Below are 741 nucleotides of genomic sequence, written 5' to 3'. Positions count from 1 at the left end.
CACTGCTGTCCGGTTTAAATTGGATGGACAAGGCGCACGGTGTTGATTCTACTCGTATTCGAACGTTTGGCGACGATCTCGGACACGAAAGAGGAACAACCCCGTGCGGCATCACAATAGCGTCTTTCATGATCTTTTGAAGCGTGTTCCATGGGCTGCCTTCGAGCGGCTTGTGGATGAACATGGGGCCGACAAGCATGTCCGGCGGCTATCGACCAAGAGCCAGTTCGTTGCGCTTTTGTATGGGCAATTGGCCGGTGCGGTCAGCCTGCGCGAGATCGTCGGTGGCCTGGAAAGCCATTCTTCGCGGCTCTATCATGTCGGGGCAAAGCCGGCCTCTCGCTCGACGCTTTCCGACGCCAACCGCCTGCGCCCGAGCGCCGTCTTCGCCGGCCTGTTTTCGCAGATGGTGGCCGGTGCCGGACGCGGCTTGCGCCGGGCGGTGAGCGAGGCAACCTATTTGATCGACGCAACCAGCGTCCGTCTTTCAGGCGCAGGCACGCAATGGGCGCGTTTCTCCCACCAGGCCTGCGGCGCCAAGGTCCATATCGTCTACGACGCGGATGCCGAACGGCCGATCTATGCGGCGGTGACGCCGGCCAATGTCAACGACATCACCGCCGCCAAGGCCATGCCGATCGAGCAGGGTGCCACCTATGTCTTCGATCTCGGCTATTACGACTTCGGCTGGTGGGCCAGGATGGACAAGGCCGGCTGCCGCATCGTCACCCGCTTCAAGTC

1 protein-coding gene is annotated in these 741 nt (G+C 61.4%); it reads left to right on the top strand.

All coding sequences use genetic code 11. The annotated features are described in order from the left end of the window. Positions 1 to 103 precede the first annotated feature (103 nt). Positions 104 to 741 (top strand): IS4 family transposase (locus tag QTL95_RS15830; RefSeq protein WP_289720909.1); only part of this gene is annotated, 638 nt, incomplete at its 3' end.

Origin of the sequence: Rhizobium sp. S152 (assembly GCF_030380735.1) — a bacterium.
In the GTDB taxonomy this organism is placed as follows: Bacteria; Pseudomonadota; Alphaproteobacteria; order Rhizobiales; family Rhizobiaceae; genus Rhizobium.
Note: the sequence above shows the minus strand (reverse complement) of the source record. Positions and strands in the feature narration are given on the sequence as shown.